General features: G+C 68.6%; 10 protein-coding genes. 5 read left to right on the top strand and 5 right to left on the bottom strand.

Annotated features, from left to right (window positions below; all coding sequences use genetic code 11):
* Nucleotides 1–542: TetR/AcrR family transcriptional regulator (locus tag VFX99_RS10670; protein ID WP_329666275.1), on the bottom strand; the 542-nt coding region annotated here is incomplete at its 3' end.
* Between the two features lie 75 nt (nucleotides 543–617).
* Here VFX99_RS10670 and VFX99_RS10665 point away from each other — a divergent pair.
* A complete protein-coding gene (locus VFX99_RS10665) occupies nucleotides 618–2,081 on the top strand; it encodes an MFS transporter (protein WP_329666274.1) in 1,464 nt (487 codons plus the stop codon).
* Between the two features lie 89 nt (nucleotides 2,082–2,170).
* A complete protein-coding gene (locus tag VFX99_RS10660) occupies nucleotides 2,171–3,280 on the top strand; it encodes an FAD-dependent oxidoreductase (RefSeq protein WP_329666273.1) in 1,110 nt (369 codons plus the stop codon).
* Between the two features lie 60 nt (nucleotides 3,281–3,340).
* Here VFX99_RS10660 and VFX99_RS10655 read toward each other — a convergent pair whose 3' ends face one another.
* From VFX99_RS10655 to guaB, 4 genes are all read right to left on the bottom strand, one after another.
* Nucleotides 3,341–5,029 (bottom strand): ABC-F family ATP-binding cassette domain-containing protein, encoded by a 1,689-nt coding sequence (locus VFX99_RS10655; RefSeq protein WP_329666272.1) that lies wholly within the window; start codon nucleotides 5,027–5,029, stop codon nucleotides 3,341–3,343.
* Nucleotides 5,030–5,258: 229 nt separating this feature from the next.
* Entirely contained in the window at nucleotides 5,259–5,537 is a 279-nt protein-coding gene (locus VFX99_RS10650; protein WP_329666271.1) for a DUF2277 domain-containing protein, read from the bottom strand.
* 99 nt (nucleotides 5,538–5,636) lie between these two features.
* Complete coding sequence (locus VFX99_RS10645; RefSeq protein ID WP_329666270.1) at nucleotides 5,637–6,260, bottom strand: TMEM175 family protein; 624 nt, start codon at nucleotides 6,258–6,260, stop codon at nucleotides 5,637–5,639.
* A gap of 16 nt (nucleotides 6,261–6,276) precedes the next feature.
* Nucleotides 6,277–7,779, bottom strand: a complete 1,503-nt coding sequence (gene guaB, locus VFX99_RS10640; RefSeq protein WP_329666269.1) for an IMP dehydrogenase — start codon at nucleotides 7,777–7,779, stop codon at nucleotides 6,277–6,279.
* A gap of 281 nt (nucleotides 7,780–8,060) precedes the next feature.
* Between guaB and VFX99_RS10635 the strand changes: the two genes are divergently transcribed.
* The 3 genes from VFX99_RS10635 to VFX99_RS10625 form a co-directional block, all read left to right on the top strand.
* Complete coding sequence (locus VFX99_RS10635) at nucleotides 8,061–9,380, top strand: branched-chain amino acid ABC transporter permease (RefSeq protein WP_329666268.1); 1,320 nt, start codon at nucleotides 8,061–8,063, stop codon at nucleotides 9,378–9,380.
* A gap of 8 nt (nucleotides 9,381–9,388) precedes the next feature.
* Nucleotides 9,389–10,366: a branched-chain amino acid ABC transporter permease gene (locus VFX99_RS10630; protein WP_329666267.1), complete on the top strand. Its 978-nt coding sequence runs from the start codon at nucleotides 9,389–9,391 to the stop codon at nucleotides 10,364–10,366.
* A 55-nt stretch (nucleotides 10,367–10,421) separates the two neighbouring features.
* The coding region (locus VFX99_RS10625) for an ABC transporter ATP-binding protein (RefSeq protein WP_329666276.1) at nucleotides 10,422–11,254 on the top strand (833 nt) is incomplete at its 3' end.

Genomic DNA, 11,254 nt, shown 5'->3' with positions numbered 1-11,254 from the left:
TCCTTGCCGTACTCCCCGGTCATGCGCAGGCCCACCATCGTGTTGATGAGCATCCCCATCGCGAGGAACTTCTGCGCCTCCTCGGAGGTGTAGCCCGCGTCGTCGCGCAGGAAGTGCCAGACGCGGGCGAACCCTGCGCGGGCCGCAGGCCCGATCACCGGGTGCGCGCCGAGCAGGAACGCGTGCGAGAGGATCTGGTGCAGGCCGCGCACCTCGAGCAGGCCCAGGTACGCCTGTCCCATGAGTTCGCCCCGATCGTGCAGATCGTCGCCGTCCGGCGCGCTGCGGAAGGCGGCGAGCAATCGCTCGAGCGCGCTGTCGAGCGCGGCGAGGAAGAGGTTCTCCTTGGTGCCGAACAGGCGCACGACGTACGGCTGGGAGACGGATGCCGCGCGCGCCACGTCGTCGGTGGTGGTACCGACGTAGCCCTTCGCGCCGAAGACTGCGATGGCCGCTTCCACGATCTGCTCGCGCCGCTCGTCGGAGCTCATCCGACGGCCGGCATCCGCGATCCCTGCCTGATTCGACTTCACGGTTGACATGTTATCAGTCGATTACTACAGTGACCACCAGCTAGTAATCATCCGATTACAACTATCCTGCGAAAGGAGTCCGCTGTGACTCTCGCCTCACCTCCCACGACGCGACGCCGGGCCTTCGGACTCGTGATCGCCGCGGCATCCCTGCCCATGTTCATGGCGACGCTCGACAACCTCGTCATGACCAACGCCCTCCCCGTGCTGCACGACCGTCTCGGCGCCTCGGTCGAGGAGCTGCAGTGGTTCGTCAACGCGTACACGCTCTCGTTCGCGAGCATGATCCTCGTGGCCTCGGCCCTCGGCGATCGCTTCGGCCGACGGACCGTGTTCGTGATCGGCATCGCGATCTTCGGCATCGGCTCCGTTCTGGCCGCTCTCAGCACCGATCCCGGCCAGCTGATCGCGGCGCGGGCGCTGCAGGGCTTCGGCGGCGCGGGAGTCCTGCCGCTCTCTCTCGCGCTCATCTCGGGCGGAGTCGCCCCAGAGCGCCGGCCGCTCGCCATCGGCATCTGGGGCGGCGTCTCGGGTCTCGGCGTCGCCGTGGGGCCGCTGGTCGGAGGAGCCGTCATGGAAGGCTGGAACTGGCAGGCGATCTTCTGGCTCAACGTCCCTGTCGCCCTGATCGCGATTCCGCTGGCGTTCTTCGCGCTGAACAACGACTTCGGCCGACGTGCTCGGATCGATGTCTTCGGCGCGGTCCTGGCCGGAGCCGGCGTGCTCGCGCTGGTTCACGCGATCGTCCGGGGCAACGACGACGGCTGGGGCTCGGCCGGCGTGATCGCCGAGATCGTCGGCGGCGTCGTCCTGCTCGTCGTGTTCCTGCTGTGGCAGGCGCGAGCCAACGCGCCGCTGGTGCCGCTGCGGCTGTTCGGCGACCGCTCGTTCTCGGTGACCAACATCGTCGGGTTCGCGTTCAGCTTCGGCACCTTCGGGGCCGTGTTCATCCTGATCCAGTACATGCAGGTGGTGCAGGGATCGACCCCGCTCGAGGCGGCGGTCCAGACCACGCCATGGACGCTCGCGCCGATGTTCGTCGCCCCGCTCGCCGGTTTCATCGCACCACGCGTGGGCACGCGGGTGCTCATGGTCACCGGCCTCGGGCTGCAGGCGGTGGCGCTCCTGTGGCTGTCGACCACCCTGTCGACCGATGTTCCGTACGCCGAGCTCGTGGTGCCGTTCATCCTCGCCGGCGTCGGCATGGGGCTCGTGTTCGCTCCGTCCGCCACGGCCCTGCTGGCCACGCTCGGCATGATCGATCACGCGAAGGCCTCGGGCGTCAACTCGACCGTCCGCGAGATCGGCATCGCGCTCGGGACGGCCGTCATGACCGCGATCTTCGTGGGGGCAGGCGGCCAGCTGACCCCCGATCTGTACGTGGACGCGGCCCGTCCTGCCGTCTTCACCGGCGCGGCGGTGCTGTTCGCGGCGATGGTCGCAGCTCTCTGGCTGCCGGCGGGGCGCTCGTCCACCGTCGCGGAGCCCGCCTCCATTCCGGATGCCGCGGACGAGGCATCCGGCGAACCCGAGCTCGTCCGCGCCTGACGCCCGGACCGCTCGCCTGGCACAAGCCTTCGGCGCGAAGCGCCGATCGTGACAGGCGAGCGGGAGGCGTGTCCTGCGAAGATCGAAGGATGAGCGAACGCGTGCCTTTCGTGGTGATCGGCGGCGGCGTGATGGGCCTGTCGACCGCCTGGGCGCTGGCCCGGCACGGCGAGCGCCCGGTGGTGCTCGAGCGGTTCCCACGCGGCCACACCCGCGGCGCCTCGCACGGTGAGACCCGCAACTTCAACAACGCGTACGCCGACGAGCACTACCTCGATCTGCTCGCACGGGCTCGCGAAGGGTGGGACGCGCTCGGCACGCCCGGCGGCGAGCCCCTGCTGCGGCTGCACGGTCTCGTCTCGCACGGCGGCGGGGCGGCACTCGGCGGCACCGGGGCCGGTCTGGTCGCCATCCATGCCCAGTTGCGAGACCGCGGCATTCCCGCCGACCTGCTCGATGGCGCAGAGGCGTCCGGCCGCTGGCCGGGCATGAGGTTCGAGGACACCGTGCTGCACTCACCGGATGCCGGTGTCGTCCGAGCATCCGCCGCCCTCGAAGAGCTGGAGCAGCGCATCGTCGCGGCGGGCGGTGACGTCCGCTGGCAGACGCCGGTCACGCACTTCGAGCAGGACGCCGACGGCGTATCGGTCCACACCGCCGAGGGCACGGTGCGCGCCGATACGGTGGTGGTCACGGTCGGCGCCTGGACGGGCGCTCTGCTGAGCGGCATCACTCTTCCACCGCTGCGGGTGACCGAAGAGAGCCCCGCCCACTTCGCCCCGCGCGATCCCGACGCCCCGTGGCCGTCGTTCAACCACTTCGTCACCCCTGGAGGATGGCCGGCGAACGTGTACGGCATGCCGACGCCTGGCGAGGGTGTCAAGGTGGGATTCCACACGGTCGGCGACGTGGTCGACCCGGACGCCCGGCCGTTCCGCACCGACAAGCTGGCGGACGTGCTCGCGGAGTATGTGCGCGAATGGATGCCGGGGCTGGACGCCGAGACCGCCGCACCGATCAGCTGCACCTACACCTCCACCCCTGACGAGGCATTCGTGCTCGATCGCGTCGGGCGGATCGTGATCGGCGCGGGCTTCTCGGGCCAGGGCTTCAAGTTCGCGCCCGGAGTCGGGGCGGTGCTGGCCGACCTCGCGCTCGATCCCGCAGCCAGGGCTGCCGAGGCGTTCCGCCTGCGCTGACGCCCGGCCGCGGCATCCGCGTCTTCAGCCACCCCTCGGACGGGCGCCGGCGCGCGCCAGCTACCGTGCGCGCGCCACGCGCCCCTCGTCCCAGACCGGCTCGTCGGACTCGTAGACCGCGCCGTCGGCTCCGAACACGAGGAAGCGATCGAAGGATCGCGCGAACCAACGGTCGTGCGTGACGGCCAGAACCGTCCCCTCGAAGCGGGCGAGCGCCAGCTCGAGCGCTTCGGCAGAGGCCAGGTCGAGGTTGTCGGTGGGTTCGTCCAGCAGCAGCAGCGTCGTGCCCGAGAGCTCCAGCAGCAGGATCTGGAACCTGGCCTGCTGCCCGCCCGACAGGGTCTCGAAAGTCTGCAGGGCCTGACCGACCAGCCCGTATCGATCGAGGGCGGAGCTGGCGGCATCCCTCGGCATCCCCGGGCGGTTCTCATCGCCGCGGTGCAGCAGCTCCAGCAGGGTGCGGCCGACGAACTCCGGATGCCTGTGGGTCTGGGCGAACCAGCCCGGAACGACACGTGCACCCAGGATGCCGCGCCCCGCGTGCGGGACCGGCTCGAGGGTCGCGCCCGCCGAGGTGACGTGGCCGAGCCGCGCATCGGGATCCGTGCCGCCGCGCGCGAGCAGCCGCAGGAAATGCGATTTGCCCGACCCGTTGGATCCGAGCACCGCGACGCGGTCGCCGAACCACACCTCGAGATCGAAGGGCTTCATCAGCCCTTTCAGTTCGAGCCGCTCCGCGACGACAGCGCGCTTGCCCGTGCGAGCGCCCCGCAGGCGCAGCTGCAGATCCTGTTCCGGCGGCCGCTCCTGCGGTGGACCGGCCTCCTCGAACTTGGCGAGGCGGGTCTGGGCTGCCCGGTAGCGCGACGCGAACTCGTCGCTGGCGGTGGCCTTCACCTTCAGGGCTGCAACGAGGGCTTTGATCTTGGCGTGCTGCTCGTCCCAGCGCCGGCGCAGCTCGTCGAGCCGGTCCATCCGGTCGGCGCGTGCCGCGTGGTACGTCTCGAAGCTGCCGCCGTGCACCCATGCCGTGCTGCCGGCGGCGCCCGTCTCGAGCGTCACGATGCGATCCGCTCCGCGCGCGAGGAGCTCGCGGTCGTGTGAGACGAGCAGCACCGTCTTGGGCGTCGCCTTCAGCTGCTGTTCGAGCCACCGCTTGCCGGGGACGTCGAGGTAGTTGTCGGGCTCGTCCAGCAGGAGGACGTCGTCGGGGCCGCGCAGCAGCGCCTCGAGCACGAGGCGCTTCTGCTCGCCGCCCGAGAGGGAGGCGAGGTCCCGGAACCGCGCCCGCTCGAACGGCACCCCGAGCGCGGCGACGGTGCACTGGTCCCAGACCGTCTCGTGCTCGTAGCCTCCGGAATCCGCGTAGTCGGCGAGCGCCGTCGCGTAGCGCAGCTGCGCCTCGAGATGGTCGTTCTCGATGATGGCCGTCTCGGCCGCCTCCAGTTCGAGGGCCGCCTCCCGGATGCGGCGGGGCGCGACCTCGATCAGCAGGTCGTGCACCGTCGAGGCCGCTCGGCCGTGACCGACGAACTGGTCCATGACGCCGAGGCTTCCCCCGATCGACACCGCTCCGGCGTGCGCGGGCTCGTCGCCGCGGACGATGCGCAGCAGCGTCGTCTTGCCCGCGCCGTTCGCGCCGATCAGCGCGGTCGTCGATCCCTCGCCGACACGGAACGAGACCTCGTCCAGTAGCGGCCTGCCGTCGGGGAGGCCGTACGAGACTGCGCTGATGTCGATGTAGCCCATGCCCGATCCTGCATGCAGCCGCGGGTCGCGGCATCCGTTCGGCGATCGCCGACCCGCGAGTCGCGAGCCGACCAGACTATCTCAGCGATCGGCTCCTCGCGGCAGGCGGTCCGGCACGACTTCGGAGAACTGCCGCACTTCGGATGCAGCGGGCGTGCTGGAACCGAGATCGTGCAGATCTGCGAGGTCCTGACACCGCGCGGTCTGCGCGCCGTCGATCACCGACGACTCAGGCTGCCGAGTACCGCCCGGACGCGATCGCCCGCGCGCGGGCCTTCGCGGCCTCCTCCTCGCGGTTCTTCGGCGGAGTCACCGCGACGAGGTCTTCGAGCAGGTGGGCGGTGATGTGGGCGATCTCGTGCACGGCCCGATCGAACGCCTCCTGATTTGCCTTGGAGGGTTTCGTCGTGCCCGCGATCTTGCGGACGTACTGGAGAGCGGCGGCGTGCACCTCTTCCGAGGTCGCCGCCGGCTCGAAATTGTGAAGAGTATGGATGTTCCGGCACATGCCGTCCACGGTACGCCCGGCCGGCCGCGGCGTCACGCGTCAGCCTCGCCGACCCAGGCCTACCCCGCCCGCCCTGCGGGCGACGCCGACATGCTTCGCTCAGTCGTCGCCCTTGCCGTGCAGCCGACGGGTCAGGAACCCGTCGAGCAGGAACACGGTGAACGCGATCGACCCGATGAAGGGGGAGAGCACCAGGACGATCCCCGACAGGATCAGGGCGCTGAGGTTGCCGCGTCCGTAGGCGATCGCCTCCTCCCGCGAGAGATCCGGCAGGATCTGCTCCCGATGAGCGAGCGCCCAGCGCCACTGCAGGAAGCTGAAGACGATGGCGAGGAAGAAGTTCGCCGCCAGCATGATGCGGCCGGCGTAGTACTCCGAGTACTCGGTGGTGATGCGGGTGCTGAACGGCACGAGCACGATCAGCAGGAGGCGTCCGTTGTTGAGCCAGATCATGACGTTGTCGACGCGGGCGATGTGCTCGAACTGCGAGACGTGGACCATCCACATGATGCACAGCAGCACGAAGCTCAGCGCGAAGTTCACGAACAGCATCCACTCGCTGAGCAGCGCAGCCCACAGCTCGCCGTCCGACGACACCGTGGCGAAGGTGTTCGTCGTCAGATCCAGGACCAGGAGCGTGGCGGCGATGGCGAAGACGCCGTCGGTGAAGGCCTCGGTGCGGGTGGTCGACAGGGTCGCCGACGGGTGCGTCCGCCTGATCATCCGCCCAGGGTAGCGACTACCGCTTGTAGTTCGGCGCCTCGACCACGATCTGCACGTCGTGCGGGTGAGACTCCTTCAGCCCCGCCGCGGTGATGCGCACGAACCGCCCCTTGGACTTGAGCTCGTCGATCGTGCGGGCGCCGACGTAGAACATCGATTGCCGCAGGCCGCCGACGAGCTGGTAAGCGACCGCCGAGACGGGACCGCGGTATGCGACCTGGCCCTCGATCCCCTCGGGAATGAGCTTGTCGTCGCTGGGCACGTCGGCCTGGAAGTAGCGGTCCTTCGAGTACGAGGTCTTCTTGCCGCGCGTCTGCAGCGCTCCGAGTGAGCCCATGCCGCGGTACTGCTTGAACTGCTTGCCGCCCTGGAACACGATCTCGCCCGGCGACTCGTCGGTTCCGGCGAGGAGCGAGCCGAGCATCACGGTGTCGGCTCCGGCGACGAGCGCCTTGGCGATGTCGCCCGAGTACTGCAGACCGCCGTCGGCGATGACCGGGATGCCGGCCTCGCGCGCGGCGAGCGATGCCTCGTAGACGGCGGTGACCTGGGGAACCCCGACGCCGGCGACGATGCGGGTGGTGCAGATGGACCCCGGTCCTACGCCGACCTTGACGGCGTCAACTCCGGCCTCGATGAGCGCCTGCGCGCCCTCGCGGGTCCCGACGTTGCCGCCGATGATGTCGATGTGCGCGAACGAGGCGTCGGCCTTCAGCCGGCGGACGATGTCGATGACGCCGGCGGACTGGCCGTTGGCGGTGTCGACCACCAGGACGTCGACGCCGGCGTCGCGGAGCGCCTCGGCACGCTGCCATGCGTCCCCGAAGAAGCCGATCGCGGCTCCGACCCGCAGGCGACCCTGCTCGTCCTTCGTGGCGAGCGGGTACTTCTCGCTCTTGTCGAAGTCCTTCACCGTGATGAGCCCGGCGAGCTTGCCGTCGTCGTCGATCAGGGGCAGCTTCTCGACGCGGTGCTTCGCGAAGATGGCGATGACGTCGTTCGCGCCGATCCCGACCGGCGCGGTCACCAGGCCGTCGCTGGTCATGACGTCCTTGACGAGCGTCGTGGAGCGCTCGAAGCCCGACACGAAGCGCATGTCGCGGTTCGTGACGATCCCGACGAGCTGCCCGTCGTCGTCGATGACCGGAAGCCCGGAGATCCGGAACTGGGCGCACAGCGCCTCGACCTCGTCGACGGTCGCATCCGGCGTCGTCGTGATCGGGTTGGAGATCATGCCCGATTCGCTGCGCTTGACCCGGTCGACCTGCGACGCCTGCTCCTGGATCGACAGATTGCGATGCAGGATGCCGAGGCCTCCCTCGCGCGCGACGGCGATGGCCATCCGCGCCTCGGTGACGGTGTCCATCGCGCTGGAGACCAGCGGAGTGGCGACGGTGATCCGGCGGGTCACGCGGGACGACGTGTCGGCCTCGCTCGGGATCACATCGGTGTGCCCGGGCAGCAGGAGGACATCGTCATAGGTCAGTCCGACGAAACCGAACGGATCGGGTTGCTCCATGCGCTGCTCTTCCTGCGCCGCTCGGCGCGTCTGGGACGTCGACGGCCAGGTGCGGGAGGCTGCCCGCCGTACTCGATTCTAAGCGTCGGAAGGGGCCGTTTTGTTCCCGGTGCGGCCCCGCCGGTACGCGTCCTCGGCGCGCGTGTGGCAGAGTCGCGATTCGATTACTTATTCACGGGGTGTTGTAGGCGAAACAAGGGCGACACATTACGCTCGTACCGTCGTCGTCACGGCTGATGCGACCCGTAGCGTCGAGCCGTGGCCGCTGGACTGGAGGTTACGTGGGTTCCACGACTACGCTCGCGGGGCGCTCGCTGAGATGGCTGATCATCGCCATCGGCGCGCTCCTTGCGGCCACGCTGCTCGTACTGCAGACGCCGGGAACGGCCCGCGCCGATGCCCCCGACGAGCCGGGCGGTGATCAGGAGCAGACGGCGTTCTATTTCGCGGGCGTGATCACCTACAAGGACGAGCCGCTCCCCGACGTCCGGGTGAGCGTCGAAGGCAACGGATTCGAGGCCGAGACGATCACCGGCGCCGACGGCCGCTGGCGTCTGTACCTGCCGGAGAAGGACACCTACACCCTCGAGGTCGACGAGTCGACGCTTCCCGAGGGCGTGATCGTCGAGGACAACCCCAAGGAGGTCGAGTTCGGCCTCACCGGCTCGGTGATCGTGAACAGCTTCCTGGCACCCGGTGAGCGCACGCAGACGAGCTTCCTCGACCAGGTGGTCGAACGGCTGAGCAACGGCCTGAACTTCGGTCTGCTGCTCGCCCTGGCCTCGATCGGCGTGTCGCTGATCTTCGGCACGACGGGCCTCACGAACTTCGCGCACGCCGAGATCCTGACCTTCGGCGCGGTGGTCGCGCTGGTGTTCGGCGTGTGGTTCGCGTGGCCGATGTGGATCGTGATCCCGATCGTGATCCTCCTGGGAGCGGTGCTCGGCTGGGTGCTCGATGCCGGCCTGTGGAAACCTCTGCGGCGAAAGGGCCTCGGCCTCGTCCAGCTCATGATCGTGAGCATCGGCCTCTCCCTCGCCGCCCGGTACACGTTCCAGTTCTTCATCGGCGGCAGCACGTACCAGCTCCCCGGAGCGGGCGGCGCGCGAGACATCAAGTTCGGTCCGATCTCGCTGTCGCTGCTGGACGTCGTCTCGATGGGCATCAGCATCGTGCTCATCGGCGCCACCGCGTACTGGCTGCTCTACACCCGCATCGGCAAGGCCACGCGGGCGATCTCCGACAACCCCGGCCTGGCCGCGGCATCCGGCATCAACGTCGACCGGGTCATCCGGATCGTGTGGGTGCTCTCCACCGCGCTCGCCGCGATCGCCGGTGTGCTGTGGGCCTACTTCCGCCCCGGCATCAAGTGGGACATGGGCTCCGGCGTGCTCCTTCTGATCTTCGCGGCGGTCACGCTCGGTGGCCTCGGAACCGCGTTCGGGGCCCTCCTCGGCTCGATCATCGTCGGCATCCTGGTCGAGATCTCGACCCTCTGGATTCCGCCCGACATGAAGTACGTCGGCGCCCTCGCGGTGCTGATCATCATCCTGCTCGTCAGACCTCAGGGAATCCTGGGTCGCAAAGAGAGACTCGGTTAGGGGGCGACATGGACTGGGGATCGATTCTCAACAACACGGCCTATTGGGTTTTCAGCCCGGAGACCATCGCGTACGCCCTCGCGGCGGTGGGACTCGCGGTGCAGTTCGGGTACGGCGGTCTGCTGAACTTCGGCATGGCGGGCTTCATGGCCCTCGGCGCCTACGGCTACGCGATCTCGATCCTGAGCTTCGGCCTGCCCTGGTGGGTCGGCATCCTCGTCGGCTGCGTCGCCGCTGTCGGGTTCGCCTTCATCCTCGGCATACCGACGCTGCGCCTTCGAGCCGACTATCTCGCCATCGTCACCATCGCGGCGGCCGAGATCGTGCGCCTGTTCCTCACGACGCAGCTGTTCGACGAGTGGACCAACTCCGCAGACGGTCTCGGCGGCTACCACGCCGGGTTCCGCGGGGCCAACCCGTTCCCGGACGGCACGTACGGCTTCGGCCCGTGGCAGTGGACCGCCGACCAGCTCTGGGTGCGCGTGTTCGGCATCATCCTGCTCGGGATCGCGGTGTACATCGTCTGGGCGATCATGCGCAGCCCCTGGGGTCGCGTGCTCAAGGGCATCCGCGAGGACGAGGACGCGGTCCGCTCGCTCGGCAAGAACGTGTTCGCGTACAAGATGCAGGCGCTCATCATCGGTGGTGTGTTCGGCGCGCTCGGCGGCGTCGTCTTCGCCCTGCCGTCGGCCGTCATCCCGGCGACCTACACGACGTCGCTCACGTTCTTCATCTGGACGATCCTGCTGCTCGGCGGCGCCGCGACGGTCTTCGGCCCGGTCCTGGGCTCGGTGATCTTCTGGGTCATCATGGGTTTCCTGGGAAATGTGCTCCCCGCGATGGCGAACTCCGGCATCCTGCCGCTGTCGTCCGTTCAGGCCGGAACGCTCCGGTTCATCCTGGTCGGCGTAGCGTTGATGCTGATCGTGATCTTCCGTCCACAGGGCATCCTCGGAAACAAGAGGGAGCTGACCTTTGTCAAGTAACCAAGTCCCGGACAACACCTCGGCCGAGGCGGTCGAGGTCACGCCCACCGGCAGCATCCGTCGTCCGAAGGCGCAGGGTCTGGCCAAGGGCGAGAACGTCCCCGGTGTCGCCAAGGTCGACCCCATCCTGGTCGCCGACAACGTGACGCGCCGCTTCGGCGGCCTCACGGCGGTCGACGTCGAGCACGTCGAGGTTCCGCGCGGCGTCATCACCGCTCTCATCGGACCGAACGGCGCCGGCAAGACGACACTGTTCAACCTGCTGTGCGGATTCGACAAGCCCAATTCCGGCACGTGGAGCTTCGACGGCAGGAACCTGTCCGGCATCCCGTCGTTCAAGGTCGCCCGGATGGGCCAGGTCCGCACGTTCCAGCTGACCAAGGCGCTGTCGCTGCTCACCGTGCTCGAGAACATGAAGCTCGGTGCGACCTCGCAGAAGGGCGAGAGCATCTTCGCGAGCCTGATCCCGGCGATCTGGCGCAAACAGGACGACGAGATCGAAGAGAAGGCGCGCGGGCTGCTCGAGCGCTTCAAGCTCGACGCCAAGGCCGAGGACTACGCCGCCAGCCTGTCCGGCGGTCAGCGCAAGCTGCTCGAGATGGCGCGCGCGCTGATGAGCGATCCGACTCTGGTGATGCTCGACGAGCCCATGGCAGGTGTGAATCCGGCGCTGACCGAGTCGCTCCTGGATCACATCCTCGACCTGAAGGACCTCGGCATGACCGTGCTGTTCGTCGAGCACGACATGCACATGGTGCGCCACATCGCCGACTGGGTCGTGGTCATGGCCGAGGGACGCGTGGTGGCCGAAGGTCCGCCCGAGACCGTCATGCATGAGAAGGCCGTCATCGACGCCTACCTGGGCAGCCATCAGGACGTCGACCTGGG

It is taken from the genome of Microbacterium sp., assembly GCF_036277215.1.
Classification (GTDB): domain Bacteria; phylum Actinomycetota; class Actinomycetes; order Actinomycetales; family Microbacteriaceae; genus Microbacterium.
Note: the sequence above shows the minus strand (reverse complement) of the source record. Positions and strands in the feature narration are given on the sequence as shown.